The organism is Streptomyces sp. NPDC055955 (assembly GCF_042270245.1).
Lineage (GTDB): Bacteria > Actinomycetota > Actinomycetes > Streptomycetales > Streptomycetaceae > Streptomyces.
Window position 1 is genome coordinate 124,143 of the sequence record NZ_JBHJYS010000002.1, and the last position, 25,323, is coordinate 149,465.

23 protein-coding genes and 1 pseudogene are annotated in these 25,323 nt (G+C 69.9%); 8 read left to right on the forward strand and 16 right to left on the reverse strand.

Features of this window, described 5'->3' with window-relative positions; translation table 11 throughout:
* The first annotated feature begins 101 nt into the window (after nt 1-101).
* Nucleotides 102-1,100, forward strand: coding sequence for a phosphotransferase family protein (locus ACFC96_RS03850; RefSeq protein WP_376610516.1), 999 nt, complete (start codon nt 102-104; stop codon nt 1,098-1,100).
* Nucleotides 1,101-1,130: 30 nt separating this feature from the next.
* Here ACFC96_RS03850 and ACFC96_RS03855 read toward each other — a convergent pair whose 3' ends face one another.
* The gene (locus ACFC96_RS03855; protein WP_376227764.1) at nt 1,131-1,301 is read right to left on the reverse strand and encodes a hypothetical protein; all 171 of its coding nucleotides are present in this window, start codon (nt 1,299-1,301) and stop codon (nt 1,131-1,133) included.
* Nucleotides 1,302-1,326: 25 nt separating this feature from the next.
* On the reverse strand, nt 1,327-3,213 hold the full coding sequence (locus ACFC96_RS03860) for a DUF6461 domain-containing protein (RefSeq protein ID WP_376610033.1): 1,887 nt from the start codon (nt 3,211-3,213) through the stop codon (nt 1,327-1,329).
* 147 nt (nt 3,214-3,360) lie between these two features.
* Here ACFC96_RS03860 and ACFC96_RS03865 point away from each other — a divergent pair, with 147 nt between their 5' ends.
* Nucleotides 3,361-3,789: a pyridoxamine 5'-phosphate oxidase family protein gene (locus ACFC96_RS03865; RefSeq protein ID WP_340456743.1), complete on the forward strand. Its 429-nt coding sequence runs from the start codon at nt 3,361-3,363 to the stop codon at nt 3,787-3,789.
* Nucleotides 3,790-3,916: 127 nt separating this feature from the next.
* On the opposite strand, the gene ACFC96_RS03870 is transcribed toward ACFC96_RS03865, so the two are convergent.
* The 7 genes from ACFC96_RS03870 to ACFC96_RS03900 all read right to left on the reverse strand — a co-directional run bounded on the left by ACFC96_RS03870 (nt 3,917) and on the right by ACFC96_RS03900 (nt 11,264).
* Nucleotides 3,917-5,347: an FGGY-family carbohydrate kinase gene (locus ACFC96_RS03870; protein ID WP_376610035.1), complete on the reverse strand. Its 1,431-nt coding sequence runs from the start codon at nt 5,345-5,347 to the stop codon at nt 3,917-3,919.
* A 70-nt stretch (nt 5,348-5,417) separates the two neighbouring features.
* Complete coding sequence (locus ACFC96_RS03875) at nt 5,418-6,881, reverse strand: FAD-binding oxidoreductase (protein WP_376610037.1); 1,464 nt, start codon at nt 6,879-6,881, stop codon at nt 5,418-5,420.
* 70 nt (nt 6,882-6,951) lie between these two features.
* Nucleotides 6,952-7,728: an SDR family NAD(P)-dependent oxidoreductase gene (locus ACFC96_RS03880; RefSeq protein WP_376610039.1), complete on the reverse strand. Its 777-nt coding sequence runs from the start codon at nt 7,726-7,728 to the stop codon at nt 6,952-6,954.
* A 127-nt stretch (nt 7,729-7,855) separates the two neighbouring features.
* On the reverse strand, nt 7,856-9,157 hold the full coding sequence (locus tag ACFC96_RS03885) for an MFS transporter (protein WP_376610041.1): 1,302 nt from the start codon (nt 9,155-9,157) through the stop codon (nt 7,856-7,858).
* Nucleotides 9,158-9,419: 262 nt separating this feature from the next.
* Nucleotides 9,420-9,986 carry a glycerol-3-phosphate responsive antiterminator gene (locus tag ACFC96_RS03890; protein ID WP_340456748.1) on the reverse strand — a complete coding sequence of 189 codons (567 nt, stop codon included), beginning with the start codon at nt 9,984-9,986 and terminating at the stop codon, nt 9,420-9,422.
* A 148-nt stretch (nt 9,987-10,134) separates the two neighbouring features.
* Nucleotides 10,135-10,899: an alpha/beta hydrolase gene (locus tag ACFC96_RS03895; RefSeq protein WP_376610042.1), complete on the reverse strand. Its 765-nt coding sequence runs from the start codon at nt 10,897-10,899 to the stop codon at nt 10,135-10,137.
* A 233-nt stretch (nt 10,900-11,132) separates the two neighbouring features.
* On the reverse strand, nt 11,133-11,264 hold the full coding sequence (locus ACFC96_RS03900) for a hypothetical protein (RefSeq protein ID WP_376610547.1): 132 nt from the start codon (nt 11,262-11,264) through the stop codon (nt 11,133-11,135).
* 198 nt (nt 11,265-11,462) lie between these two features.
* On the opposite strand from ACFC96_RS03900, the gene ACFC96_RS03905 reads away from it, so the two are divergent.
* Nucleotides 11,463-12,608 (forward strand): S1 family peptidase, encoded by a 1,146-nt coding sequence (locus ACFC96_RS03905; RefSeq protein ID WP_376610044.1) that lies wholly within the window; start codon nt 11,463-11,465, stop codon nt 12,606-12,608.
* Nucleotides 12,609-12,851: 243 nt separating this feature from the next.
* Nucleotides 12,852-13,637, forward strand: a complete 786-nt coding sequence (locus ACFC96_RS03910; protein WP_376610046.1) for an SAM-dependent methyltransferase — start codon at nt 12,852-12,854, stop codon at nt 13,635-13,637.
* Here ACFC96_RS03910 and ACFC96_RS03915 read toward each other — a convergent pair.
* Nucleotides 13,610-15,055 carry an FAD-dependent oxidoreductase gene (locus ACFC96_RS03915; RefSeq protein WP_376610048.1) on the reverse strand — a complete coding sequence of 482 codons (1,446 nt, stop codon included), beginning with the start codon at nt 15,053-15,055 and terminating at the stop codon, nt 13,610-13,612. The two genes, ACFC96_RS03910 and ACFC96_RS03915, sit on opposite strands and share 28 nt — an antisense overlap.
* A gap of 69 nt (nt 15,056-15,124) precedes the next feature.
* On the opposite strand from ACFC96_RS03915, the gene ACFC96_RS03920 reads away from it, so the two are divergent.
* Nucleotides 15,125-15,775: a TetR/AcrR family transcriptional regulator gene (locus ACFC96_RS03920; RefSeq protein WP_376610050.1), complete on the forward strand. Its 651-nt coding sequence runs from the start codon at nt 15,125-15,127 to the stop codon at nt 15,773-15,775.
* 112 nt (nt 15,776-15,887) lie between these two features.
* On the opposite strand, the gene ACFC96_RS03925 is transcribed toward ACFC96_RS03920, so the two are convergent.
* From ACFC96_RS03925 to moaA, 6 genes and pseudogenes are all read right to left on the reverse strand, one after another.
* Nucleotides 15,888-16,583 carry a L,D-transpeptidase family protein gene (locus ACFC96_RS03925; RefSeq protein WP_376610052.1) on the reverse strand — a complete coding sequence of 232 codons (696 nt, stop codon included), beginning with the start codon at nt 16,581-16,583 and terminating at the stop codon, nt 15,888-15,890.
* 234 nt (nt 16,584-16,817) lie between these two features.
* Nucleotides 16,818-17,318 carry a molybdenum cofactor biosynthesis protein MoaE gene (locus ACFC96_RS03930; RefSeq protein WP_376254247.1) on the reverse strand — a complete coding sequence of 167 codons (501 nt, stop codon included), beginning with the start codon at nt 17,316-17,318 and terminating at the stop codon, nt 16,818-16,820.
* 39 nt (nt 17,319-17,357) lie between these two features.
* Nucleotides 17,358-17,621 (reverse strand): MoaD/ThiS family protein, encoded by a 264-nt coding sequence (locus tag ACFC96_RS03935; protein ID WP_376610518.1) that lies wholly within the window; start codon nt 17,619-17,621, stop codon nt 17,358-17,360.
* An 86-nt stretch (nt 17,622-17,707) separates the two neighbouring features.
* On the reverse strand, nt 17,708-18,898 hold the full coding sequence (locus ACFC96_RS03940) for a molybdopterin molybdotransferase MoeA (protein WP_376610519.1): 1,191 nt from the start codon (nt 18,896-18,898) through the stop codon (nt 17,708-17,710).
* Between the two features lie 62 nt (nt 18,899-18,960).
* A pseudogene (locus tag ACFC96_RS03945) lies at nt 18,961-19,209 on the reverse strand (DUF6457 domain-containing protein); the annotation flags it as partial.
* A 69-nt stretch (nt 19,210-19,278) separates the two neighbouring features.
* Nucleotides 19,279-20,304 carry a GTP 3',8-cyclase MoaA gene (gene moaA / locus ACFC96_RS03950; protein WP_376610521.1) on the reverse strand — a complete coding sequence of 342 codons (1,026 nt, stop codon included), beginning with the start codon at nt 20,302-20,304 and terminating at the stop codon, nt 19,279-19,281.
* A gap of 482 nt (nt 20,305-20,786) precedes the next feature.
* Between moaA and ACFC96_RS03955 the strand changes: the two genes are divergently transcribed.
* From ACFC96_RS03955 to fdhD, 3 genes are all read left to right on the forward strand, one after another.
* Nucleotides 20,787-23,081, forward strand: a complete 2,295-nt coding sequence (locus tag ACFC96_RS03955) for an FdhF/YdeP family oxidoreductase (protein WP_376610053.1) — start codon at nt 20,787-20,789, stop codon at nt 23,079-23,081.
* Nucleotides 23,082-23,185: 104 nt separating this feature from the next.
* Nucleotides 23,186-24,385 (forward strand): MFS transporter, encoded by a 1,200-nt coding sequence (locus tag ACFC96_RS03960; RefSeq protein WP_376610055.1) that lies wholly within the window; start codon nt 23,186-23,188, stop codon nt 24,383-24,385.
* Nucleotides 24,386-24,467: 82 nt separating this feature from the next.
* Nucleotides 24,468-25,304 carry a formate dehydrogenase accessory sulfurtransferase FdhD gene (fdhD, locus tag ACFC96_RS03965; RefSeq protein WP_376610057.1) on the forward strand — a complete coding sequence of 279 codons (837 nt, stop codon included), beginning with the start codon at nt 24,468-24,470 and terminating at the stop codon, nt 25,302-25,304.
* Nucleotides 25,305-25,323: the final 19 nt, after the last annotated feature.

Consider the following 25,323-nt stretch of genomic DNA (forward strand, 5'->3'; position numbering starts at 1 on the left):
CGCACCCACAAACCGATCGCCTCCACGTCGCTGATCCCGTAGGTTGCGCGGGTTGTCGTGGCAGCGGCGGAGAGGCGGTTGGGGACGTGGCATCCCGAGCGGTGACGCGGGAGCGGTTGGCGGGTGCGGCGAAGGCCGCGCTGGGTGGCGGGCGCCGGCTCGCGGCGGTCGAGCGGGTCGCGGGTGGGAGCAAGAAGGGCGTCTACCGACTGGTGATGGACGACGCGACCACGGCGATCGCCTACCTGTGGGACGACGCCGAGAACTACTGGCCGGCGGCCGAGGGCGACGACGACCTCGCCGACCCGTTCTCCCCCGGTCTCGGGATCGGCCTGTTCGAGGCCGCGCACGCGCGGTTGGACGCGCTCGGCGTCCGCGTCCCGGCGATCCGTCTCGTCGACCGCGACGGCACGCACTGTCCGGCCGACCTCGCGATCGTAGAGGACCTCCAGGGCGAGAATCTGGAGGAACTGCTCGCGCGCGACCCTCGCGCGGCCGAGCCGGTCATGGCCCGGCTCGGGGAGGCACTGGCGTCGATGCGGCGTCATCGCGCTCCCGCATACGGCAAGGTGGCCGTCGTCGACGGAGGAGGTACCTCGCGCGGAACGTCGTGCGAGGGGGTCGTCCTGGAGCGTGCGCTGCGGGACCTCACCGAGGCGGCTTCGCGTGATCCCCGGATCGCGGCAGCGCGCGAACGGCTGGAGCAGCGGCTGCTGGATCTCGCGGCTGCGGTACGACCGCGCGCGGAGTACGCGGTCGTCCACGGCGAACTGGGACCCGACCACGTGCTCGTGGACGCGGGCGGGAACCCCGTGGCGATCGACATCGAGGGCTTGATGTACTTCGACGTCGAGTGGGAGCACGTGTTCCTGCGGATCCGCCTGCACGACGCGTATCGGCCTCTGGAGGTGGACGGACTGGACGAGGACCGGCTCGCGCTCTACATGCTGGCCCAGCGGCTCTCTTTGACGGCGGGACCTCTGAGGCTGCTCGACGGGGACTTCCCCGACCGGGCGTTCATGGCGGCCGTCGCCGAGCACAACCTGAACGAAGCGCTGGAGCTGGTCCGCCTCCGAACGCCCCCGTACACAGGACGCTGAAGGCTGTCCGCTCGGAGCGCGGCCCGGAGGTCAGGGAGCACGCCGGGTTCCACGGATCAGGGAGGGCTGGGAGCGCAAGGCCGCCAACCTGTCTTTGTCACCGGCCTCGGCCAGGCAGTCGCCCAGCGCGAGGAGCGACAGGAGCTGTACGGGGCGCCCCACGGAAGCCGCTGCCTCCAGCTTGGCCGCCCGCGCGGTCATCGAGCGGCGCCGATCCCTACAGGGCTTACCGGTGGCGTGTGAACGTGAGTCTGGCCTCCGTCCCACCTGGTGCCTGCGGTCCGAGCCACGGGTGCGTGGGGAGCGTCGGCAATCTGCCGTGGTCGAGGGCGAACCGGGGCAGGGAGACTCCGAACGTCGTCGCTATCGCGTCGAGGGCCCTGCTTTCGTCCGAGAGGTCGGTGGCCGGACCGGCCGGGTCCGGGAACAGACGGTCGGGCGAGAGTTCGTCGGGGATGTCGCCCGTCCGGTGGCGCTCCGCCTCGTGGACCGTGAACGCGTATCGCTGTTCCCCGTCCTCGGCGCACGCGAAGTGGAACAGACCCGGCTCCCACCAGACGGTGAGCGCCCGCGTGCCACGCGACAGTTCGGTCCCGGGGTGGGTCAGACGCGTACGGTCGAAGCCTGGCCGACGGGCCGATTCGAAGGCGAAACTCCAGCCGTCGAGGGCGCCGATCCGGGCGACGGGGCCGCGGCGCGCCTGCTCCCGTGCGAAGGGGAGATCCCAGAAGTCCCGCTCGCTCGCCACCGGCTCCAGCGGGCCCGTACCGAACCGCTCCGCCAGCTCTTCGGGGCGAACGCCCTCCACCAGTACGAACCGGTACGCGTCCCTGCGCAGCTCGGCCCTGGGCTGTCGATGGGTCAGCCATGCGAGCCCGTCGCGCATCGCCCCGCCCTCGACGGCGACCGGCGCGGGCATCGCCCCCGCCTGGCCCGCCCGGGGTGTCATCAGCAGTCGCCGCCCCCGCTCCGGTGTGATCAGCGGCCCGAGCAGAGGGTCACCGAGCAGGCCGAACGGCGCGACGTGGTCCTCCCTGTACGGCTCCCAGAGCGGGACCGCTGCCGCGAGGACCCGCCATGCGCCGTCCGTGTCGCCCCAGCGCGCCAGGTTTCTGGCCTCCTCGACCGCGCGCCCGAACGGGCCGGGCGACGTGTACGCGTACGTGCGCTGCCTGATCTGCTCCAGGACGGCACCGGCCCGCTCCCGGTCCGTCGCGTAGTCCTCGGTCACCGGGCCGAGCACGAGGGTGTCGTCCCTCCGGTACGCGCGCAGGTGATCGCGCACCTTCAGGGGCAGGACCTCGCCCGCGTACAGCGGATCGTCCATGCGCGGGTCGACCGGCACCCAACCGCTTCCGTCGAGCAGCGCCCTCAGCTGTGACGCCAGCAGGCCGGCCCGCGGTCTGCCGAGCTCCCCCGCCTCGCCCAGTACGGCGAGCGCTTCGTCCAACTCGCCTCTCAGGCAGGCGATTCGGGCCTGCTCCACCTTGGCGTCGAGCTCACGCGTCACCACGTTCTCGAAACCTGAGTGGCCGCCGCCCAGGCGGTAGAACTCCTTGTACATGGCCTCCATGAACGCGCGGAACGAGTCGTACCGGTCCGGCAGTTCACCGCCCCACCCGTGGTACACGTACACCGCCCACTCCCCGTCGGCCGCCACATCGCCCGGGTCGAGCAGCACATCGGTCATGTCCGAGTCGAGCGAGAGCTGCAACGCCCGGCCCCACATTCCGGCCCTGAGGACCTCCTCCTCGGTCGGATCCGGGTCCAGATGTTCCTCGTACATCGCCTGGAGGCCGTACGGATCGCCGTACGAAGCGATGCGGTCCGCTCCCGCGAGCAGCTGGACGAAGCCCCCGGCGTGGCGCCAGCCGTCCGTCGTCTCGAGGAAGGAGCGGAGGGACGGCGGCAGCGGCACGTCGATCCCCTGCGCCCGGATCCGCTCCTCCAAAGCCGTCATCCGTGCCGGATCGGCCGGTCCGAACCCGAGCCAGCGGTCCCGGACGATCTCCTCGTCCAGCTCAGCGAACTCGTCCGGCTCCTCCGCGGCCAGCCCTTCCAGCCATTCCTCGCTCCACCGCTCGAGCAGCGGCCCCCACTCGAAGATCTCCATACGCGCCATCGTGGCACCCGCCACTGACAGTCGACTCCCACCCCCGCGACGGAATACACGCCGGTGTGTTCACCGCTCTCTCCCCCGACCGGCGTTGAAGACTGCATCTCGACATGCCCACATGACGGACATACAGAAGGAGACGCTATGCCCCTTCCGCTCGACGAGCGCGAGGCGTTCCTGGCCGAACCCCATATCGGCGCTCTGGCTGTCGCCCGCGGCGCGACCGGCCGTGCGCCACTCACCGTCCCCATCTGGTACTGGTACGAGCCGGGCGGTGACTTCTGGTTCATGACCGGCCGGGATTCCGCCAAGGCGAAGGCCATCAGGGCCGCCGGCCACATCTCGCTCATGGTCGAACGCGTCGGACCCACGGTCCGCTACGTGACCGTGGAGGGCCCCGTGACGTCCGAAGTCACCTCCACGGGACAGGAGTTGACGGATCTCGCGGCCCGCTACCTGCCCGCCGACAAGGTCGAGGAATACGTCAGGACGGCCACCGCCGAGCACGGCGCGCAGGTCACCTTCCACATCCGGCCCGAGCACTGGCTGTCGGCGGACCTCGGCTCCGTGTGACACGACGAGCGGCGACGCCGTCGCCGTGGAAGCGAGGCCCGCGCGGCCGTGGCCCGGCTGCCCCCGGCAGTCAGTCCTGCCGCGCGGGCCGTGGGCGTCCACGCTGACGGCCGACCGGGCCGAGCCGTCAGCCGAAGACGTCGTACGACCGTCGGTAGATTCCGTCCGTGTGCTCACGGATGTCGCGGTACACGTCGCCGAGGCGCCGGTACAGGTCGTGGTCGCCCTGGTCGGGTGTGAACTCCGCGCCGGGGCGGACCATCGCGTCGATCGCCTCGTCGAACGTCCGGTAGGCGCCGAGTCCGACCGCCGCGCAGATCGCGGAGCCGAGCCCGGCCGCGTTGTTGACCTCGGCGCGGTGGGCCGGGATGCCGAAGACGTCGGCGAAGATCTGCATCATCAGGTCGGAGCCGGAGCCGCCGCCGGAGATGACCGTGTGCCGGTAGGTGGTGCCGAGTTCGGCGGCCATGTGGGCGCCGGTGGCGTGGATGGACAGGGCGAGCGCTTCGAGAACCGAGCGGTACATGTGGAAGCGGCCCTGCCGGCCGTCGAAGCCGAGGATGGTGCCCTTGCGGTACGGGGCGTCGGTGGGCGCCAGCCAGTCGAGCACCGTCATCAGGCCGTCGCAGCCGGGCGGGACCTTCGCGGCCTCGGCGTTCAAGTGGTCCTCGACGGAGAGGCCCGCCGCCCTGGCTCCCGCGACCGCCTCCTCGCCGAGCAGGTCGCGCAGCCAGCTGACCGTCCACATGCCGCGCCGCACACCGAAACTCTCGTAGAGGTAGGAGTGCGGCATGCAGGCGTAGTTGGTCCAGAAGTCGGAGGCGTCGGGCATGTTCCTGTCGCCGACGGTCATGCCGGCCACGTACGTGCCCAGGGAGACCAGGAGTGTGTCGCTGGAGCGCAGTCCGCAGCCCAGGGCCTCGACCGCCTTGTCGTTGGCTGTCGCCACGACGGGGAGGCCCTCAGGGATGCCGGTGTGACGGGCCGCGGCGGTGGTCACGGTGCCGAGCACGTCGCCGGGCATCACCAGGTCGAAGAGCATCTCGCGCGGGATGCCGGACTTGGCGAGGACGGTGTCGTCGGTCGTCCACCGCCAGGTGTCGGAGTCCAACGGCCAGGAGTCGCCCGCGTAGTTGGCGGCGGTGTCCCGGAAGACGCCGGTCATGCGGTGGCTGATGTAGCCGGAGGACGTGGTGACGTAGCGCGCCTCGGGGAGGGTGTGTTCGTAGGGGCGCGAGACCCGCGCGTCCATCCAGCTCATGACCGGCTGGGCGAGTGTGCCGTCGGCCTTGAGGACGGCCCGGCAGAAGCGGATCGTGCACAGGCCGACGCCGACGATGTCGGCGACGTCGCCGGGAAAGCCGGCCATGGCCCGGCGGCTGGCCTCCCCGATCGACGCCCACAGGTCGTCGTCAGGATGTTCCACGACGCCGGGGCGTGGGGTGGCATAAGGACGCAGGCTCTGCCGTCCCTCGCAGACGGCCCGGCCGTGTTCGTCGAAAACGGTCACCTTCGAGCTCTGGGAGCCGTTGTCGATGCCGATGAAGTAGCGAGTCATGGCCCACTCCGGGGTGCGAGACAGGAGGGGGCCGCCGGTCGGCGGCGGCCCCCTGTACGACGGTGGGGGATCAGGCGTCGAGCGGGAAGATCGTTCCCTTGTTCATGATCCCGTTCGGGTCGAACGCCTCCTTGAGCTTGGCCAGCATGTGGTAGGCGCTGCCGTGCTCCTGCTTCGTCCATGCGGTGCGGTACTTGCCGACGCCGTGGTGGTGGACCATCGAGCCGCCGACGCGCAGCGCCTCCTCGACGATGATCGCGTTGAGCGGCACGTGGTACTTGTGGATCTCCTCCTCCGGCTCACAGTTGATCTTGTAGTCGTAGACGAAGTAGAGGTTCGTACCCGTCTGGTAGCTGTGCGAGGAGTGGGCGCCGAGGAGGGTGAGGTCGTCGGCGTGCGGGTACTCGGTGCGGATGCGGTTCATGACCGCGCCGTACAGCTCGGTGACCTTCGACCAGTCGCAGGAGACCTCGGTGGTGTAGCCGAGCTCGGCCTTGGCGCGCATGACCTCCTTCTCCGCCTCGATCTTGTCCGGACCCCAGTTGAGGTTGTCGAACCACGCCTCGATGAGCTTCGGTTCGACCTTCTCGTGCGCGTGCTGGGCGGCGACGCGCTCGATCTCGTCGCTGGTGGCGCGCACGATGCCCCTGGGGCCCTCGGCGACGAAGACGACGACGCACTTGCCCTTCGAGAAGTGCGAGAAGTGCTGGCCGGCGTCCTCGGGCGAGTAGACGCGCACGACGGACGGCTTGAAGCCGCCGACGACGACCTCGCGGATGATGGCGGTGCCGGTCGCCATGTCGTCGACGAGGAAGCCGTGGAACTCGTTGTTCTCCGGCTGGTACTTGAAGATCTTCACCGTGACCTCGGTGATGTAGCACAGCGCGCCCTCGTTGCCGATGACGATGTGCCGGATGTCCGGGCCGGTCGCGCGGCGCGGGACGTTCTTGATACGGCTGACGGTGCCGTCGGGGAAGACCGCCTCCAGGCCGACGACCATGTCCTCGATCGCGCCGTACAGGGTGGAGAACTGGCCGATCGAGCGCGTCGAGACGAGCCCGCCCATCTGCGCGAGCGGCTTGGACTGCGGGGAGTGCCCGGTCGTGTAGCCCTTGGCCCGCAGCGTGTCCTCGAGGACCTGGAGCTGGACGCCGCACCCTGCGGTGACCTGCATGTTCTCTTCGTCGATCTTGACGATCTCGTCGAGGCCCGAGCCGTCGAGCACGATCGTGTCGGTGACGGCCGTCTCCAGGCCGCCCTCGGTGCCGGTGCGGCCGGTGCGGGCCACGATGTTGATGCGGTTCTCGTCGGCGAACGCGAGCACCTTGGACACGTCGTCCACGCTGGTGGCGTTGACGATCGCGGCCGGCGGCGGGGCGTCGTAGATGCCGTGCACCGCCTGGTACTTCTTGAAGCGGTCGACGCTCGCCTCGCGCAGCTGCTGCTCGTCGGTGACGACCGCGCCCGCGCCGACCAGGGAGGTGAGGCGGTCGACGATCTCTTCTCGGTTCAGCTTCGATGCGGACTGCACCATGTGGATCAACCTTCTTTGTACGGGTGTGTGTACGTGTGGGGGCGAGGGAGAAGTGGGTGTCGGGTCGGGGTCAGCGGACGAGATAGCCGCCGTCGACGGTCAGGACATGGCCGTTGACGTAGTCGGCGGCGCGGCTGGCGAGGAAGACGGTGGCGCCCATGAGGTCGGCGACATCGCCCCAGCGGCCGGCCGGGATGTGGTCGAGGACGCGCTGGTTGGTCTGCGGGTCGGCACGCGTCGCCTCGGTGATCCTGGTCGCGAAGTAGCCCGGGGCGATCGCGTTGACCTGGATGTTGTGCTGGGCGAGTTCGTCGCAGTACGCCTTGGTGAAGCCGGCGATGCCATGCTTGGTGGCGGCGTACGCGGGAGACATCTGGCCGCCCAGGAAGGAGAACAGGGAGGCGATGTTGATGATCTTCCCGGAGCGCTGCGGGATCATGAACTTCGTCGCTTCGTGGGCGAGTTCGAAGGGCGCGGTGAGGTTCACGGCCAGCATCGGGTCCCACGCGCGGCGGTCGAACTCCTCGACGGAGGCGAGATTGCAGATGCCCGCCGAGTTCACCAGGATGTCGACCGACCCGAGGCTGTCGACGCAGTGCTCGACGACCTGCCGGGGCACGCCTGCCCCGGTGATGTCGGCCTCCAGGAACTCCATGCGCCGGCCCTCGGCCTCGATCAGCTTGCGCGTCTCGCCGCCGTCGTCGGCGAGTGCCGGGACGAGGACGTCGGCGCCCGCCTTGGCGAGGGCGAGGGAGAACGCCTGACCGAGGCCGGTGTTGCCGCCGGTGACGATCGCGTTCTTCCCGTCGAGGGAGAAGAAGTCCCGGGAGAAGTCCGTGATGTCCATGTGTTGCCTGCCGATCTTCTGACGCTTCGTGACTCTTCTTGTTCTTTGTAATGCTTTGTAATGCTTTGAAAATCTCTGTATGGATACGTTCTACGCGCTCGGGGTGGTGAGCCGAAGGACCCGGCGATCACACCCCTGCCAGGACGCGGTCACTGACGGGGGCCTTGTGGCGGGCGGCCAGTTCGCGCCGGCGGGTGCGGGCGGTGAGTGTCGTCATCACCAGGCCGAGCAGTGCGGCCACGAGCAGGAAGACGAACAGCGCGCTGTAGCCGCCGCCCTGTTCCGGCACCTCGGGGCTCGCCGAGGAGTCCCCGATCCACCAGGCGCACAGGGACGGCAGGAACGCGTCCGGCAGATACGCTAGGCCGGAGGCGAGCCCAATGACGCCCCCGCGTTCCTGCTCAGGTACCTCCACCTCGCCGACCGTGGACCAGTAGACGCCGCGCGAGGCGAAGACCAGCGCGCACAGGACGAACATCATGACCAGCGCGAGCCAGGCCAGTGAGGCGGTGCGCGGCAGGACGAAGAAGAGTGCGGCGAGCACGGCGCCGCCGGCGAACATCCAGCGCAGGAACACCGCGGAGGAGCGGGTCACCTTGTCCACGACGACGCCGCCCGCGGGTCCGGCGACGAACTGGAAGACGTAGGACCGCACGACGCCGATGACGGCGATCATGGAAGCTGAGACGCCGTAGTTGTCCTGGAGCAGCGGCGAGAAGTAGCCGAGCGTCGTGTAGAAGCAGTACATCAGCATGGCGGTGCCGCCGATGAGCCAGGTGTACCGGTTGCGGGCCGCCGCGAGGAGCTGCTTGAGGGTGACGGTCGCCGAGTCGAGCCCGGCGAGCCTCGTCTTGTCCTCGCGTACGACGAGCAGCACGACGGCGGCGAACACGAAGCTCAGCACGCCGTAGATGCGGATCAGCGTGAGGACGCCGTGCGCGGGCACGACGGAAGCGGAGACGATCGCGGTGCCGATGAAGCCGACGGCCGTCGAGACGACGCCGCGGGTGCCTTCGAGGAAGCCGAAGAGCCGGCCCTGCTCGCCGGAGTCGCCGAGCATGCCGATCGACTTCACCAGCGCCGACCAGTACAGGCCCATGCCGACGACCGCCATCAGGATGTGCGCCGCCACGATTCCCCAGAATCCGGGAACGGTGGCGAGATAGATGTCGGCGATTCCCATTCCGACGAGCGAAATCACGATGAGGAGTTTCGGCGAGAACTTGTCGGAGAACCAGCCGCCGAAGAAATACATGACGATGGCCACGGCGCCGAACGCCGAGACGATGTTTCCGTACTGCTGCGAGCTGAGATTCAGCGCCGTATAGGTGGGTTCGAGGTACACGAACCTGATGTAGGCGACCTGGAAAATGATTCCGCCGGTCATGGAGAGCGCGAAGAAGCTCAGCCACTTCTGGGCCTTGTTCATCCGGATCACCGCAGCCACCTCGTCGTGGACAGGAAATGGGCATAAAAAAAGAACAGCAAACTCCGATGTTCGGAGGTTACTGTTCTCTGGTCTCTAGTAACTGTCCCGGCGCGGGGCCGGAACCTTTATTTGATTGTCGCGCCCGTGGTCATGACATGAACTCCGGGTGCGTTCGCCATGCTAGGCAGGGCCGATCCGCAGTGTCAATAGAGTCCTGTGCCACATTCCTTGACGAGGCCCGGACCTCAACAGGGCCGGACCCCTACATTGCCCAGACGTCACGATTCGACGAGGCAATGGCCGCAGCTCCCGCCTTCAGCGCCGCGAACACATCCTCTCGGTCACACACGAGCCCGCCCGCGATCAGGGGCACTTCGATGTCCTGGACGGCCCACGAGATGACCCGGGGCATACAGCCCGGCAGGATCTCGACACAGTCGGCCTTGGACTGGCGAACCTGCGGCGCGAGATTGCGGTACGACTTCGAGTCGATGAGGAAGAACCGGTGGACGGCGAACAGGCCGACCTCGCGGGCGGCGCGCACCATGTGGGCCTTGGAGCTGAGCACCCCGTCCGCGGAGGTGTGCTCCTTCACGTACTGCACCACGATGTCCTTGCCGCTGAACCCTTCGAGCAGGTCCACATTGACCAGGACGACCTTGCCGCTGTCCTTGAGCTGCCGCACGATCGTGGGGAGGTTCAGCAGGGACCCGTACAGCAGGAAGACGACCTTGCACTCGGAGTCCATCACGGCGCGCAGACCGTCGTCGTCTATGACGCTGGCGACGACCGGGTGGTCCTCAAGGAGGACCGGAAGTGACACGTCCACGAATGACCTCCCAGGGGATCGGCGGCCAATCTCCGCCGATCAGCGCCGCAGCGCAGGGTAACTTCCCTCAGCCGCGAGCCGCCACCTGCCCGTGATCCCGCCGGTGGGCAGCGGCGCCCGGACGCCGCTGCCGTCAGGTCGGGTCAGGTCACGCCGGTGCCGTGGCCGCCCCGCCGAGATGCCGGACGAAGAAGTGGACCGCGCTGTCGGCTTCGAACCTGGGGAGTTCCTTGTGCCGGCCCGCGTTGGCGTGCAGCGTCTTGTCCTTCGAGGCGAAGGCGTCGAACAGCGCCAGACCGGATGCGCGCGGGATGTGCTCGTCGTCCCACTGGAGCGCGAACTCGATCGGCACGGTGATCTGCCCGGCCGCCCGGACCAGCGACTCGGGCCAGAAGAGACCGAAGACCGCGGCGGTGATCCTGGGTTCGATCGCCGTCAGCGGCACTCCGATCGCGGTGCCCATGTTCAGGCCGAAGTAGCCGACCGGCCCGCCGGTACCGATCTCCGGGAGTTCCTGGAGCGCGTCGAGGGTCGCCCGCCATTCCGGTACGGCGCGCTCCGCGAGGTGGGCGTTGTACCGCTGGACGATCGGGCCGACCGGCTCGCCCGCCGCCATCGTCCGCTGCATCAGGGCGATCTCGCGCTCGTCGTGCGCCGTGCGGGGGCGGCCGCCGTGACCGGGTGCGTCGATGGTGGCGACGTGGAAGCCGCCGCCCGCCACGAGCCGCTGAGCCCGGCCGACCATGGCCGGTGACTTCCGGTGGTTGCCGCCGCCGTGGCCCATCAGGACAAGAGGCGCGCGGTCGGAGCCCGGGGCCGGCGACCAGAGCGCGCCGGTGACCTCACCCACGGTGAAGTCGCGCTCCACGACACCGTTCGACGATGTCCGCGTGGTGAATCGAAGAGAGTTCATAGGTGTTGCCCTTCGGGAGTGCCTTGTGGAGGAGGCGCTCCCGGCGAGACCTACGTCAACCGCCCGACCGTGGCGAAGAGGGGAGCACCCACACAGATACAGCGTTCATGGGTCTCACCTCCTCGCACGACGTCACGGCCTGGGCGGGACGCTACCAACCGGCGGGCATCCCGCCCAACCTCTTTTTCTGCTGCGGGCCCGGGCGGCTCCGCTCGCGCAGCGAAGCTGCCCGGTCAGGCGTTGGGGTCGAAAGGTATGCCGGCCGGCTCTGCCTTCTCGAGGTGGTGGTTGAAGTTGCCGTCCTTGAGGCCGAAGACGGCGCTGCCGAAGTCGGCCTGGCTCAGCTTCGCCCGTAGGCCGTGCACTTGATCCGCGAGACGCCGGCCTGAGGGACCCTCACCAGACCTGCCGCGGTACGTGTCGCACCCCCAGCACCTCGCGAACGCATTGGCATGGACCTGTCCATGATCCTTCGATAGGCTCCCCAGCGGGCATTTCCTGGGAGCGCTCCCAGGCTTTGCTGTTCCACCCCCACGATGCTGGAACAACGAAGGGCCAACCCCATGAGACGCACGAAACCCCTGCGCATCGCCCTGTCCGCCTTACTCGTCGCCGGAGTGTCGGCCGGCTTCGCACCGGCTTCGGCCGGTGCCGCCACCCCCGCGGACCAGAAGGCACCGGCCTCCGGGTCCATGCTCGCCGCCATGCAACGCGACTTCGGCCTCACCGAGAGCCGGGCCGAGGCCCGGCTGAGGGCGGAGAAGAAGGCCACGGCCGTCGAGGGAGAGGCACGGCGAGCAGCCGGATCGTCCTACGGCGGCGCCTGGTTCACGCCGGAGAGCGGCCGCCTGACCGTGGCCGTCACCGACCGGGACAAGGCCGCGGCCGTACGGTCGACGGGCGCCGAGGCCAAGGTGGTGAAGTACAGCGCCGAGCAGCTCGACGCGACCAAGGAACGCATCGACGCCCTCAAGGCGCCCAAGGGCGTGGCAAGTTGGCACGTCGATCCGGCGTCCAACCGGGTCGTGATCGAGACCCTGGCCGGACGGCGGGGCGACAACGATGTCAGACACTTCCTCGCGCAGGCTCGCGAGGCCGGCCCCGTCGCCGTCGAGAAGACGGCCCACGCGCCCCGCACCCTCGCGGCCGGCACGGTCGGAGGGGACCCCTACTACACGGGCAACGTCCGCTGCTCGATCGGCTTCTCGGTGAACGGCGGCTTCGTCACGGCCGGTCACTGCAGCGGCGCCGGAGCCGCAGTGAACGGCTGGGACGGCTCGTACATCGGCAACTTCCAGGGGTCGTCGTTCCCGGACAACGACTACGCCTGGGTCAACGTCGGCAGCGGCTGGTGGACCGTCCCCGTGGTGCTCGGCTGGGGCACCGTCCCGGACCAGTTGGTGCGCGGCTCCGCCGAGGCGCCGATCGGCGCGTCCATCTGCCGTTCGGGCTCCACCTCGCACTGGCACTGCGGCACCGTGCTGGCCAAGAACGAGACCGTGAACTACAGCCAGGGCGCGGTGCACGAGATGACCAAGACGAACGTGTGCGCCGAACCGGGCGACTCGGGCGGCTCGTTCATCAGCGGCGACCAGGCCCAGGGTGTCACCTCGGGCGGCTGGGGCGACTGCTCCGGCGGCGGTGAGACCTGGTACCAGCCGATCAACGAGATCCTGAACCGGTACGGCCTGACGCTGACCACGGCCTGACCGCCGTTCCGAGGAACCGCGCCCGGTACGGCGTCGCAGGCGCCGCCCGCCGTACCGGGTCCCCCGCGTTCCTGCCCCAACGTGCGGTCGCCGCACGCGAGATGGCCTCGCCTCCCCTTCCTCACAGCTCTGCGCGAAGGCATGGCCGGTGACATAATCGCAAGGTCCTTCACGGCCTGACCCAGGGTGCGCTCGGCGGTCCCGGTGAGTCGGTCAGCGATCTAGTACACGCTGGAGTCACGCATGACGGCACAGTCCTCCGGAAGCCGTATCGACACGGGCAGGGCTCACCCGGCGCGTGTCTACGACTGGCTGCTGGGCGGCAAGGACAACTATCCGGTCGATCAGGAGGTCGGGGAGAAACTGCCGCCGGAGTCGCGCCTCAGTGCCCGGCGCAACCGCGCGTTCATGCACCGTGCGGCGGCCTGGCTGGCGAGCAACGGCATCGACCAGTACCTCGACGTCGGCACGGGCATCCCGACGAAACCGAACCTGCACCAGATCGTGCAGGGCATCGTGCCGTCGGCGCGGGTCGCGTACACCGACAACGACCCCATCGTGCTGCGGCACGCGGAGGCGCTGCTGGTCAGCACTCCCCAGGGGGCGACCGACTACATCGAGGCAGACGTCCGTCAGCCCGAGGCCATCCTCGACCACGCCCGTACGTTCCTGGACTTCAGCCGGCCCCTCGCGCTGTCGATGCTCGCCCTGATGCACTTCATCACCGACGAGGAGGACCCGTACAGTCTCGCGCGGACCCTCGTCGACGCCCTGCCCTCGGGCAGTTACCTGGTGTTCTCCCACGGCACGACCGATGAGCACCCGCACCTCGCGAAGACGGTGAAGAACACGTACCGGCAGGGCGAGATTCCGCTGCGGATGCGTACGCGGGCCGAGGTCGAGCCGTTCTTCGAGGGCCTGGAGCTGGTGGAGCCGGGGCTGGTCACGGCGACGAGGTGGTACAAGGACACGCCCGCGCCCGAGGAGGAGCCGAGCGGCTTCTACGCCGGGGTCGCCCGCGTGCCCTGAACACCCGATCGTCGCGCGTACTCCGCGAGACCGTCGGCCGTGTCGCCCGCCCACCCCACGTAGCCGTCGGGCCGGACGAGGTACACGCCCGTGCCGTACGCCTCGTACGCCGGGACACGGACGGTGGGGACGTCGAGCGCAGGAAGTGCGGTGTCCGTGCCGACCGTGAGCAACGTCCAGTGCGGGCCGCGGAAGGCGTCGAAGAGGCGGATGCCGTCCACCGTTCCGTCCGGCGCCCGGTCGCCCGCGCGCACCGGGCCCGCGGTCGTGCGGGTGTCGACGGCGAGGGTCGATTCGCGGTAGCCCAGGCCCAGTTGGCGGGTCGCCTCGCCGCGGCGGATCTCGCCCCGGTGTACGCCCGTCGAAATGCCGAGCATGTGCGCGGCGACCGGGCGGCGCTCCTCCTCGTATGTCTCGACGAGGGAGTCCGGGGCGCCGTCACGCAGTACCGCGCCCAGCTTCCACCCCAGGTTGTACGCGTCCTGGACGCTGGTGTTCAGGCCCTGGCCCCCAGCCGGCGAGTGGACGTGCGCGGCGTCCCCGGCCAGGAGGACGCGCCCCGCGCGGAAGCGGTCGGCCAGCGCGGCCCGGGGCCGGAAGTCCGAGGCCCAGCGCAGCTCGGTCACGTTTTCGGGGGCCAGATGGGAGCGCGTGGCCACCACCTTGCGGATGCCGTCGAGGGAGAGGTCGGGCACGGTCCCCTCGGGGAACTGCGCACTCATCTGGAAGTCCTCGGTGCCGGCGAGCGGGCAGATCCCGAGGAAGCCCTCGCTCCCCTCGCGGGGCGGGAAGAAGTGCCAGTTGTCGCGGTCGAGGCCGGTGATGCGCACGTCCGCCACGAGCATCGGGTGCGGGTCGACGGTCTCGCCGGTCATGCCGATGCCCAGCGCGCGGCGCACGGCCGAGCGTCCGCCGTCGGCCGCGACGGCGTACCGCGCGCGGACCGGTTCTCCGGCGGCGAAGCGCGCGGTCACCGTGTCCGCGTCCTGTTCGACCGTCACCAGCTCACGGCCGAACTCCACCCGTCCGCCGAGGTCCGTGAGCCGCTCGAACAGGATCTGCTGCGTGCGCCACTGCGGCACCATCCACGGCTCGGTGTACGGGGAGTCTTCGCTCGCCTCCCCCGGGTCGAACATCCTGTGCTCGCCGACCCGCGCGCCGTCCTGCCAGATCATGCCGACGGGATAGGGGCCGCCGCAGGCGTGGATCGCGTCCAGCACGCCGAGGTCATGGAAGACCTCCCTGGTGCGCGGCTGGATCCCCTTGCCGCGCGATCCGGGGAAGAGCGCGTCGGCGCGCTCGACGACGAGGGCGTCGACACCGCGCCGGGCGAGGTCGACGGCGAGGGCGAGGCCGGTCGGCCCGGCGCCGACGACGAGGACTTCGATGTGTGTGATCGCGTCTGTGCGGGGGCCCATGACCCGTTCCTTAACGTCGTTAAGTTGCATGCTCCGCAGCATGCGCTTAACGGCGTTAAACTGTCAAGCGTGACAACCCGGAGAACCCCCAAGCTGGACAAGACGCAGGTCGTCGACACCGCGCTGCGCCTGCTCGACGACGTCGGCCTCGACGGGCTCACGCTCCGCGCCATCGCCAAGGAGCTGAACGTCCAGGCGCCCGCGCTGTACTGGCACTTCAAGAACAAGCAGGAACTGCTGGACGAGATGGCGACGGAGATGTACCGCCGGATGACGGCAGCCGATCCGCTCCCTTCCGGCGCCAGTTGGCGGGAGCGACTGCTGACGGCGAACCGCGGACTGCGTGCCGCGCTCCTGAGCCACCGCGACGGCGCCAAGGTCTTCAGCGGCTCACGCTTCACCGGCACGCTGCACGCGGTAGAGATGGAGCGGACGCTGCGTCTGTTCACCGACGCCGGGTTCACACTCGAGCAGGCGGTGCGGGCCACCACGACCGCGCACATGTACACCCTCGGTTTCGTCACCGAGGAGCAGGGCGTACAGCCTCTGCCGGGCGAGCGCCGCGAGGGCTACGACATCGACGAACGCGCCCGCCGGATGGCCGACTTCCCCCTGTCGGCCGCGGCGGGCGCGGAGATCTTCGAGGACTACGAGCAACACTTCGAGGACGGTCTCGCCCTCGTGATCGCGGGGATCGAAGCGCACTACGGGATGGCCTGAGGGGCTGCTCGGAGCCGCTCCCGGCCAAGGGCTGCCGACGAGCACGTCCGGTACGGCCCGGCCACGAGGCAGGTGCCGGACCTGCAGGGGAACTCCCGGCAGCCCGCTGGGCTCAGGTGCCCGGCTTACGGCCGTAGACGTAGACGTCGTCGCCCGTCTTCAGCAGGGACCAGTACTTCTTGGCGGTGGTGCTGGTCATGTTGACGCAGCCGTGCGAGCCCGGCGGGTTCCACATGCTCACGCCGACCGAGTGGAAGGCCTGGCCGCCGTCGAAGAACTGGCTGTAGGGCATGGGCACGTTGTAGATGCTCGACACGTGGTCGATGTGCCGCCAGTAAATCTTCTTCAGACCCGTGCGGGTCTCGTAGCCGTCACGGCCCGTGCGGACCGGCACCGGCCCGTAGACGAGGTTTTTGCCGTCCTGGATCCAGCTGAGCTGAAGCGTCAGGTTCACGCAGGCGATGCGCCCCTTGTTGACGGGGCATTTGCCGTCTTTGTTGGGATTGCTGCCGACGGCCTTCTGCTTGTTCATCAGGTCCATCACGCCCCACGTGACGGGCCCCGCGTAGCCGATGTTCGGGCTGATCCCGTGCTTGTTCTGGAAGGCCTGGACGGCCTTGCAGTCCGCGGCGGACTGCTTTCCGTCGACCGGCCGGCCGAGGAACCGCTCCACCTGCTTCTGGTAGGGACCGGTCGACGTCGTGCAGCTCGCGGCCTGCGCGGGCGCGGCGCCCAGCGCGAGCGTCAGCGGTGCGACGAGTCCGGTGATCCCCAGTGCGACGGCTCCCCGTCTGCGTACGTCCCCCATGGAAGAGCCTTTCCTGACAGGGCGCTCGAGGCGCCTGACGCGTTCTCTGCCAGGTAGACCGGTTGTGGGTCCCGGAGGTTGCAGTCGTACTCGGGCTGGGACCCAATGGTGACAATTCCGAAGCCTGCGCCGATAAAGACCGCGGGGGAAGGGGACCGGCGCACGGCGACCCTCCGTGCCGGTCGGGGCTTCCCCAACGGGCCGCGCGCCGGAGCAGTGACCAGCGGAAGAGCCTCAGCAGGCGCCGACCCACTCCTCGTCGCCGTCCGAGAAGAACTGGTGCTTCCAGATCGGCACCTCGTGCTTGAGGTCCTCGACCAGGCGGGCGCAGGCGGCGAAGGCTTCCGCGCGGTGCGGGCAGGAGACTGCGGCGATCACCGCGACATCACCGATCTCCAGGCGGCCCGTCCGGTGGACGGCGGCGAGGGCACTGACCGGGAAGTCGGCGGCGACCTTCTCGGCGACCCGGCGCAACTCGTCCTCCGCGGCGGGGTGGGCGCTGTATTCGAGGGCCTGCACCGACCTGCCTCCGTCGTGGTCGCGCACGGTACCGACGAAGACGGCCGTGCCTCCGGCGGTGGCGTCGCCCACGGCCTCGTACACCTCGTCGAGCGAGAGCGGGGTGTCGCGGATCGCGAGCAGCTGTACGGGATGGCCGGAGGGGCCCGGAGTCTGCGGCATGGTTCGTTCCTGAGGATGGACGGTGCGGGATGTCGGGCTGTGCGCGGGATCCATGGCGTGAACTCCGCTATGTATGACTGGAGTCGGGCCGGGTCAGCCGCCCGCGAACGGGGGCAGCACTTCGATCGTTCCCCCTGGGGTGAGGCGGACCGACGCGTGGTCGCGTCCCCCGACGGGGCGGCCGTCCACGAGGAACGAGCAGTAGCCGAGCACCCGCGCCAAGGCAGGGCGGCCGTCGTGCCGGGAACGGACCTGTTCCAGCGCCTCCGCGAGCGTCGTCGCGCGGTAGGGCTCCTCCGCCGCACCGGCCGCCGCCTTGGCCGCCGCCCAGTAGCGGATGGTGCCGTCGGGCATCATCGGCGTCGCCACAGCTGTACCTCCTCCGGTTGAACTGCTCCGATCTTTCGTTCCGTCCGCCGTTGTCGTCGGGGGTTGCCACCCGGTCACAGTCCGGGTACCTCCAAGACCTCCACGCCGGCCCCGGCGGGCACCCCGCCGGGCGGGACGACCGCGAGGCCGTCGGCGAACGCCAGCCCGCGCAGCATCGCCGGGCCGTCGAACGGGAGCGGTGCCACTTCGTGGTCCGTGCGGTGCACCGGCAGCAGGCGGGTGTCCCGCGGGTGCCCCGGCAGCGGGGCGGCGGCGCGCATCCGGCAGGATTCCGCGTCCGTGTGCCCGCCGAGACGGCGCAGCAGCGGCGCGGCCAGTGTCACCGTGCCGGCGACGGCGGCCAGTGGGTTGCCGGGCAGGCCGACGAGCCGGCGGGCCCGCCCGTCGGGGGTCGGCGGCAGCTCGGCGAGCAGCATGGGGTGGCCAGGCCGTACGGCGACGGAGTCGACGAGCAGGCGGGCACCCACCTCCTCGAGGGTGGCGTGCAGGAAGTCCACCGGGCCGGCGGCCGTGCTGCCAGTGGTGACGACGACGTCGGCGGGCGAATCCTTCACAGCCTGGCGCAGCAGCGCCAAGTCGTCCGCCACCCGGCGGCTGCCGATCACGTCGGCGCCGAAACTTCTCAGCCACGGCGGCAGCAGGGGGCCGAGCGCGTCGCGCACCTGCCCGTGCCGGGGCAAGCCGGATTCCAGCAACTCGTCACCCAGTACCAGGAGTTCGACGGTCGGACGGCGGTGCACGGCGAGCCGGTCGTACCCGGCCGCCGCCGCGAGTCCCAGCACGGCGGGGGTCACCGCGAGGCCGGCCGGGATCAGCGTCTCGCCCGCGTGGCACTCCTGGCCACGCGGGCGGATGTCGCGGCCGGGAGCCACCGGGCCGGTCCCGTCGGAGCGATCGTGCAGCGTGCCGCTCTCGGCGTCGAACTCCCCGTGCTCCCTTCGCAGTACGGCCGTTGCGCCCGTCGGAACTCGGGCGCCGGTGGCGATGGGGACGGCGGTGCCGTAGTCGCCGAGCGGCTCGGCCCGATCGCCGGCGAGGACGGCGGCGCCGCCCACCAGCCACGGTCCCGGTCCGGCCACGGCCCAGCCGTCCATCGCGGACGTGTCGAACGGCGGCAGATCGGTGAGGGCCGTCAGCGGTCCGGCGAGAGCGTGACCGAGCGCGGCCGCCAGGGGCCGCGTGACGACGGGCAGCGGCTGTCCGACGCAGTCCCGTGCCGTGTGCCGGGCCTGTTCCCAGGTCATGCGGGTGCGTGCTGTCACTCCGGCTGTCCCGGTGCCGTCCAGGGTGTGTGTGCCTGCCGGGCTCATGCGCTGCCCGCGCTGTTCTCGGGCTCGGCGGCCCAGCGTTCGGCCAGCGCCGTCACCCTGCGGTTCGCCTCGGCGACGGCCTCGGGACCGCCGCCCGCCCGCGCCGCGGCGTAGCCGACCAGGAACGAGGTCAGCGGTGCCGCGGGACGGGCCACACCATGAGCGACGGTCTTGGTCATGTCGAGCAGTTCGGCTACATCGACGTCAAGGTCGACGCCGAGTTCGGACTTGACGTCCTCGATCCATTTACGCATCCAGCTCACCTTTGTTCGTTTCTTCCGCCCGTGGTCCGACTTGGGTGGGCCCTCGGCCCGTCAGCCGCCGATGGCCGACATCGGGCGTTGCGGGCGGCGGAACTCCGGGCTGTTGATCGCGTGGCCGGGGCCCTTGCCGCCGACCGAGGTCCGCCACGCCGCCTCCACCGTCGCGTCGTCGGCGCACCGGCGCAGCAGGGACCGCAGGTCGGACTCCTCGGTGGCGAAGAGGCAGTTGCGCAACTGCCCGTCCGCCGTGAGCCGCACGCGGTCGCAGCTGCCGCAGAACGGTCGGGTGACACTGGCGATGACACCCACCAGGGTGTCCGTGCCGGCGATCCGCCACTCCTCCGCGGGCGCGTTGCCCTGTCGCCCGGCCGGCACCAACTCGAAGCGCTCATCGAGCCGGTCGAGGACCTCCGCCGCCGTGACCATCCGGTCCCGGTCCCAGGCACCCTGGGCGTCCAGCGGCATCGACTCGATGAACCGCATCTGGTAGCCGTGCTCCGCCGCGAACGCCGTCAGGTCGACGATCTCGTCGTCGTTGACCCCCCGCACCGGAACCGCGTTGATCTTCACGGGATGCAGGCCCGCGTCGCGCGCGGCCGAGAGCCCGGCCAGTACGTCCGAGATCCGGTCGCGCCGGGTGATCTCGGCGAACCGCTCCGGGCGCAGCGTGTCGAGGCTGACGTTGACCCGCCTCAACCCGGCCTCCCGCAGGGCGACCGCACTGCGCGCCAGGCCGATGCCGTTGGTGGTGATCGACAGCTCCGGAGCCGGGTCGAGGGCGGACAGGCGGGCCACCAGACCGGGCAGGCCCCGGCGCAGCAGCGGCTCACCACCGGTCAGCCGGACCTCGGTGATCCCCAGGCGCTCGGCGCCGATACGGACCAGGCGTACGACCTCGTCGTCGGTGAGGACTTCGGCGCGGGGCAGCCAGTTCAGCCCCTCGGCGGGCATGCAGTAGGTGCACCGCAGGTTGCAGCGGTCGGTCAGGGAGACCCGCAGGTCCGTGTGGACCCGCCCGAAGCGGTCCACCAGGGGCGGCGGGCCGAACCGCTCCGCGCGGTCGGGGAGCCGCTCCACGGTCTCGTGCCCGGGCGGACCGGGATCGGTCGGATCGTCGCTGTGATCAAGCACGGTTGCGCCCTCCCATGAAATACCGGAAGCCGGGTTGGTGAAACATTAGAGTCCAGGCTTCGCAAATTATCCAGGGGTCGGAATCCGACGCCTTTCTCCGCTCCACCTATTCCCCGCTCATCGATCATCATCGGAAGGTTTGCAGGAGAAGTCAAAGAGAGGTTCTCGATGGCATCATCGGTCAAGGCTATCGGACCTCAGACCTCAGGCGGGACAAGGGGTCCGTCGTGATAAGCGGCACCTATCAAGCGATCGGAAACGCCTCTTTGACGACACTCGTGGATTGCAGGAAGCTTCTCTCGCGGCGATGAGGCGTAAACGTGACCGGCGCGCGCAGCCAAAAAGCGTAAATGCGAACACGGAAAACAGGCCGCCGGTTCCCGGGGACCCATCCACCCAGGTGCATGGAAGAAAGAGGCATCCAGATCATGAGCAGCATCAGCGAGGACCCGATCGACGACCTGTCGGTCACGCCCCCCAAGACCTGGGCGACGGGTCTGCCCGCCGTGACGCACGCGCTGGAGTACTCCCTCGGCCAGACGTCCCCGCGCCGCACCATGCTGACGCTGCTGAACATCAACCAGGCCAAGGGCATCGACTGCCCCGGCTGTGCCTGGCCCGAGCCCGCGCCGGGCAAGCGGCACATGAACGAGTACTGCGAGAACGGCGCCAAGCACATCAACGACGAGGCCACCTCGCGCCGCGTCACCCGTGACTTCTTCCGCGAGCACTCGATCGCCGAGCTGGGCTCCAAGTCGGACTACTGGCTCAACCAGCAGGGCCGGCTGACCGAGCCGATGGTCAAGCGCCCCGGCGCGACGCACTACGAGCCGATCGACTGGGACGAGGCGTTCGGCATCCTCGCCAAGGAGCTCAAGCAGCTCACCTCCCCCGACGAGGCCCTCTTCTACGTCTCCGGCCGCCTCAACAACGAGGCCGCGTTCCTCCTCCAGCTCTTCGCCCGCGCGTACGGCACCAACAACCTGCCGGACTGTTCCAACATGTGCCACGAGTCCAGCGGCTCCGCGATGTCGGAGACCCTGGGAGTCGGCAAGGGCACGGTCTCGCTCGACGACCTGGAGAACTCCGACCTGGTCTTCGTCGTGGGCCAGAACCCGGGCACCAACCACCCGCGCATGCTGTCCTCGCTGGAGGAGACCAAGCGCAACGGCGGCAAGATCGTCGCCGTCAACACGCTCCCCGAGGCCGGTCTGCTGCGCTTCAAGCACCCGCAGCGCCCGCGCGGCATCATCGGCAAGGGCACGCAGATCGCCGACCAGTTCCTGCACATCAGGGCCGGCGGCGACCTCGCCCTGTTCCAGGCCCTGAACCTGCTGCTGCTGGAGGCGGAGGACGCCAACCCGGGCACGGTGATCGACCACGCCTTCATCGAGAAGAACACCATCGGCTTCGAGGCCTTCGAGAAGCACGCGCGTCAGGTCACCTGGGAGCACATCCACGACGCCACCGGCTTGTCCCGGGAGGAGATCGACGAGGTCTTCGAGCGCGTCCTGAAGGCCGAGTCGGTCATCGTGTGCTGGGCGATGGGCCTCACGCAGCACAAGCACGGCGTCCCCTCGATCCGCGAAGTCATCAACTTCCTCATGCTGCGCGGCAACATCGGCAAGCCCGGCGCGGGCGCGTGCCCGGTGCGCGGCCACAGCAACGTGCAGGGCGACCGCACGATGGGCGTGTGGGAGCGGATGCCGCAGAAGTTCCTGGACTCCCTGGGCAAGGAGTTCGGCTTCACGCCGCCCAGCCACCACGGCCTGGACGCCGTCGACGGCATCCGCGCGATGTACGAGAAGCGCGCCAAATTCTTCCTCGGCGTGGCCGGCAACTTTGTACGGGCCACCCCCGACAGCGAGATCACCGAGCAGGCGATGCGCAACTGCAGCCTGACGGCCCACGTCTCGACGAAGCTCAACCGTTCCCACACCGTGTGCGGTGAGACCGCGCTGATCCTGCCCACCCTGGGCCGCAGCGACAAGGACTTCCAGGCCGGCGGCGAACAGTTCATCACCGTCGAGGACTCGATGAGCGACGTGCACGCCTCCCGCGGCAAGCTGCCGCCGGCCTCCCCGCACCTGCTCAGCGAGGTCGCCATCGTCAGCCGTATGGCCCTCGCGACCATCGGCGACAAGTACGGCATCCCGTGGCAGGGCTTCGTGGACGACTACGGCACCGTCCGCGACCGGATCTCCCGCGTCGTCCCGGGCTTCGAGGACTTCAACGAGCGTGTCGCCGTCCCGGGTGGCTTCAACCTGCCCAACCCGGCCAACCGCGGCGTCTTCAACACCCCCAGCGGCAAGGCCGTGTTCACGCAGAACGACTTCACGATGCCGCACGTGCCCGAGGGCCACCTGCTGCTGCAGACGCTGCGCTCGCACGACCAGTGGAACACCGTCTGGTACGCGCCCAACGACCGTTACCGCGGCATCCACAACGCCCGCCGTGTCGTCATGGTGAACCCCGCCGACCTCGAGATGCTCGGCATCGAGGACGGCGACATGGTCGACCTGGTCAGCGTCTGGCACGACGACAGGGAGCGCCGCGCCGAGAACTTCAAGGTCGTCGCCTACCCGGCGAGCCGCGGATCCGCCGCGGCCTACTACCCCGAGACGAACGTCCTGGTCCCGCTGGACAGCGTCGCCGACATCAGCAACTGCCCCACCTCCAAGGGAGTTGTGGTGCGTCTGGAGCCCGTCGTCACTCCGAGCTGACCGACACCCGGCACTCCCGGAGAAGTCCGTGGAGTGCCGGAGTCCTCGGAGCGCCCGTCGTGACGGCGGGCCGAAGCGCCGTGTTCAGAAAGGTACTTGGCCGCATGCCCGCATCTCGCGCCGCCCGTGGTTGGCTTCCGGCGGCGGCCGCGGTGTTCGCCGCCGGGTGGGGCGCGAACCAGTTCACCCCGCTCGCGGTGGTGTACCGGACTCAGGAGCACTGGCCCGCCGTCCCGGTCGCCGCGATGTTCACCACCTACCTGCTGGGGCTGCTGCCCGGTCTGCTGCTCGGCGGCCCGGCTGCGGACCGGCTGGGCCGGTGCCTCACTGTCCGGCCCGCCCTGGCCCTGTCCGCTGTCGCGAGCGCCTTGCTGGCTGCCGCGCCGGTGAGCCCGAACCTCGTCTATGTGAGCCGGCCGGTCACCGGATTCGCGGCGGGTGTCGTCCTGACCGCGGGCACCACATGGCTTCGGGAACTGTCGGCCGGGGCCGGACGCGCGGATGCCGGCGACCGGCGCGCGACGTACGCCGCCGGGGGCGGCTTCGCGGCCGGCGCGGCGACGGCGGGTGCGCTCGCCGAGTGGCTGCCGCACCCGATGGTGCTGCCGGGCCTCGTCCATTGTCTGCTGGCGCTGCTCGTGCTCGGCGCGACCAGGCGCGTACCCGAGACGGCGCCGCTGCCCGGGGCCGCCCCGGTGTCGTCCCGCGCCGTGGAACTGCACCGGGCGGTCGTCGGGAACCGGCGCTTCCTGTGGGTCGTGCTTCCCGCGAGCCCGGCGGTCTTCGGCGCCGCGACCGTGGCGTACGTCGTGCTGCCGCCGCTGGTGGCCGACCGGGTCCCCGGTCACGCGCCGCTGTTCAGCGGTCTCGTGACGGCGCTGACGTTCACGACGGGCATCGTCGCCCAGCCCCTGGCCGCACGGCTGGACCATGCGCACAGCGCGCGGGCCACCCTGGCCGCCATGGCCGTCGTGATCGGCGGACTGACGGTGGGCGCGTTCGCCGCGCACCGGAACTCCGCGGCTCTGGTGACGGCCGCCGCTGCACTGCTCGGCGCCGGATACGGGCTCACGCCGACGGCGGGCCTGAGGGAGATCGAACGGCTCGTTCCGTCGAAGAGCCACCCCTCCACGGCGGTCCTCTATCAGGGCGCCACCTGCAGCGGCTTCCTCACACCTCTCCTGCTGGCCCTCACGGCGGGGACCGGCACCGCCGCCTACCCGGAACTCCTGGCGGGCATGGCGGCTGTGGGCCTGCTGTGCCTGGCCGTCACGGCGAGGCACAGCCGTCTGGGTCTTCCCTGAGGGCACGGCTGCAGGACGAGGTCCGCCATGCGTCATATCGTCGACAACATCGGAGCGCCGCTCCGAGGAGAGGAGCACCATCATGGGACGCGTGACCGCGCGCCGGCGTGTGCTGCGAGTTCGGGACGGGGTGTCCTCGTACCGGCCTGACACCATGGCCGTCGAGGAGCCGATGGAGATCAGGGTGGGCGGGCGTCCGCTCACGGTGACCATGCGGACACCGGGCGACGACTTCGATCTCGCGGCCGGGTTCCTGGTGAGCGAGGGCGTGGTGCACTCCGCCGGCGATGTGGCCGGGATCCGCTACTGCGCGGGCGCCACGTCCGACGGCGGCAACACGTACAACGTCGTGGATGTGGCGCTGGGCCCCGGCGTGGCCGCCCCTGACGCCTCCCTGGAGCGGAATTTCTACACGACGTCCTCGTGCGGGCTGTGCGGCAAGGCGAGCCTGGACGCGGTGCGCACCTCGGCGGCGTGGACGGTCTCCGAGGATCCGCTGCGCGTCGGTCCCGAGCTCGTGACGACGCTGCCGGACCGGCTGCGGGCGGCCCAGAAGGTGTTCGACAGCACGGGCGGCCTGCACGCCGCCGCCTTGTTCGGCGCCGATGGGGAGATGCTGTGCCTGCGCGAGGACGTCGGCCGGCACAACGCCGTCGACAAGGTCGTCGGCCACGCCCTGCGCGAGGGGCTGCTGCCGCTGCGCGAGACCGTCCTGATGGTGAGCGGCCGGGCCTCGTTCGAGCTGGTGCAGAAGGCGCTGATGGCCGGAATCCCGATGCTGGCGGCGGTCTCCGCGCCGTCGTCGCTCGCCGTGGACCTCGCCGCCGAGAGCGGTCTGACCCTGATCGGTTTCCTGCGCGGCACCTCGATGAACGTCTACGCCGGTGCCGAGCGGCTGGCACAGGTGCCCGTGGCGTGATGGCTGACCGGGGCCCGTC

Excerpts from the sequence above, each read along its gene's own strand:
- ACFC96_RS03855 (WP_376227764.1), bottom strand. The coding sequence starts at position 1,301 with ATGACCGCGCGGGCGGCCAAGCTGGAGGCAGCGGCTTCCGTGGGGCGC.
- ACFC96_RS03860 (WP_376610033.1), bottom strand. The coding sequence starts at position 3,213 with ATGGAGATCTTCGAGTGGGGGCCGCTGCTCGAGCGGTGGAGCGAGGAA.
- ACFC96_RS03865 (WP_340456743.1), top strand. The coding sequence starts at position 3,361 with ATGCCCCTTCCGCTCGACGAGCGCGAGGCGTTCCTGGCCGAACCCCAT.
- ACFC96_RS03870 (WP_376610035.1), bottom strand. The coding sequence starts at position 5,347 with ATGACTCGCTACTTCATCGGCATCGACAACGGCTCCCAGAGCTCGAAG.
- ACFC96_RS03875 (WP_376610037.1), bottom strand. The coding sequence starts at position 6,881 with ATGGTGCAGTCCGCATCGAAGCTGAACCGAGAAGAGATCGTCGACCGC.
- ACFC96_RS03880 (WP_376610039.1), bottom strand. The coding sequence starts at position 7,728 with ATGGACATCACGGACTTCTCCCGGGACTTCTTCTCCCTCGACGGGAAG.
- ACFC96_RS03885 (WP_376610041.1), bottom strand. The coding sequence starts at position 9,157 with ATGAACAAGGCCCAGAAGTGGCTGAGCTTCTTCGCGCTCTCCATGACC.
- ACFC96_RS03895 (WP_376610042.1), bottom strand. The coding sequence starts at position 10,899 with ATGAACTCTCTTCGATTCACCACGCGGACATCGTCGAACGGTGTCGTG.
- ACFC96_RS03905 (WP_376610044.1), top strand. The coding sequence starts at position 11,463 with ATGAGACGCACGAAACCCCTGCGCATCGCCCTGTCCGCCTTACTCGTC.
- ACFC96_RS03910 (WP_376610046.1), top strand. The coding sequence starts at position 12,852 with ATGACGGCACAGTCCTCCGGAAGCCGTATCGACACGGGCAGGGCTCAC.
- ACFC96_RS03915 (WP_376610048.1), bottom strand. The coding sequence starts at position 15,055 with ATGGGCCCCCGCACAGACGCGATCACACACATCGAAGTCCTCGTCGTC.
- ACFC96_RS03925 (WP_376610052.1), bottom strand. The coding sequence starts at position 16,583 with ATGGGGGACGTACGCAGACGGGGAGCCGTCGCACTGGGGATCACCGGA.
- ACFC96_RS03930 (WP_376254247.1), bottom strand. The coding sequence starts at position 17,318 with ATGGATCCCGCGCACAGCCCGACATCCCGCACCGTCCATCCTCAGGAA.
- ACFC96_RS03935 (WP_376610518.1), bottom strand. The coding sequence starts at position 17,621 with ATGATGCCCGACGGCACCATCCGCTACTGGGCGGCGGCCAAGGCGGCG.
- ACFC96_RS03940 (WP_376610519.1), bottom strand. The coding sequence starts at position 18,898 with ATGACCTGGGAACAGGCCCGGCACACGGCACGGGACTGCGTCGGACAG.
- ACFC96_RS03955 (WP_376610053.1), top strand. The coding sequence starts at position 20,787 with ATGAGCAGCATCAGCGAGGACCCGATCGACGACCTGTCGGTCACGCCC.
- ACFC96_RS03960 (WP_376610055.1), top strand. The coding sequence starts at position 23,186 with ATGCCCGCATCTCGCGCCGCCCGTGGTTGGCTTCCGGCGGCGGCCGCG.
- fdhD (WP_376610057.1), top strand. The coding sequence starts at position 24,468 with ATGGGACGCGTGACCGCGCGCCGGCGTGTGCTGCGAGTTCGGGACGGG.